General features: G+C 46.9%; 3 protein-coding genes. All 3 read left to right on the top strand.

The genetic code is table 11. The annotated features are described in order from the left end of the window. Nucleotides 1–37: 37 nt before the first annotated feature. The 3 genes from EYB31_RS41685 (at nt 38) to EYB31_RS41460 (ending at nt 895) form a co-directional block, all read left to right on the top strand. Nucleotides 38–97 carry a KxYKxGKxW signal peptide domain-containing protein gene (locus EYB31_RS41685; RefSeq protein ID WP_131018498.1) on the top strand — a complete coding sequence of 20 codons (60 nt, stop codon included), beginning with the start codon at nt 38–40 and terminating at the stop codon, nt 95–97. Between the two features lie 178 nt (nt 98–275). Continuing rightward, nucleotides 276–446, top strand: a complete 171-nt coding sequence (locus EYB31_RS41690; RefSeq protein WP_165452855.1) for a hypothetical protein — start codon at nt 276–278, stop codon at nt 444–446. Then, entirely contained in the window at nt 434–895 is a 462-nt protein-coding gene (locus EYB31_RS41460) for an integrase core domain-containing protein (protein ID WP_338120024.1), read from the top strand. The genes EYB31_RS41690 and EYB31_RS41460 overlap by 13 nt, the downstream gene beginning before the upstream one ends. The last annotated feature ends 70 nt before the right edge of the window (nt 896–965 follow it).

The following is a 965-nucleotide window of genomic DNA, read 5'->3' on the forward strand; positions in this document are numbered from 1 at the left end:
TGGAGGTGGACTGGCTCAAAAAAAAATCTGGCCTCAAATGAACCCTTGGAAGTCCGGAAAGCGATGGTTGAGCGCGGCTATATCGAGATCACAGTGAAACGTCAGGCAGATCTGCTCAGTGTGAACAGAACGAGCGTACACCGTCCGAGCAAGGAGCAACAAGAACGCGAAGACAATGTGCAGCTCATGCATCGAATCGATGAAACCTATATATATGAAACATCCTTACTTCGGTTATCGGCATAACCCGTTTTCTTCGGGATCAGGGCTTCGCAATGAATCGTAAGCGAGTACGCCGTCTGATGCATCTCATGGGATTGGAGGCGATTTATCCGGAGCCGAACCTGAGCAAACGCCTCCATGCCCAGTACACGCGCCCTTATCTGCTTCGCGGATTAACGATCGGGAGACCTAATCACGTCTGGGAATCGATATTACCTATCTGAGGAGGGGTAAGGGATTTATGTATTTGTTCAACATCATCGACTGGTACAGCCGCAAGGGAATTGATTACGAACTGTCCAGCACGCTCGAAAAGGGCTTTATTATGATATGCTTCAAGCGTGCTTTCAGCCGTTGTAAACCGGAGATCATGAATAGCGATCAGGGTTCACATTTTACCAATGCGTATTATCTGAATCTGTTAGAAAAAGAAGGCATCAAGGTGTCGATGGACGGTACGGGTCGGGCAACGGACAACAGCCGTACGGAACGTTACTTTCGCTCTCTCAAATGTGAATGTATCTTCTTGAATGAATTTGAAGACCCTCGCGCGCTGCGTAAAGGGATAGCTCGTTATGTCCAGTTTTACAATCAGGAGCGTCCCCATCAGTCTCTTGACGGGGCTAAACCCTGTGAATTTTATGCCCATGATGTCGAAAAAATCTCATCCTAATTCAATAGATGACGAGATTCGAGGACTTAACTTATTCCTCAAAAAATCGTGTCTTGACAATGGAGAGCAT

Origin of the sequence: Paenibacillus thalictri (assembly GCF_004307995.1) — a bacterium.
Lineage (GTDB): Bacteria > Bacillota > Bacilli > Paenibacillales > NBRC-103111 > Paenibacillus_AF > Paenibacillus_AF thalictri.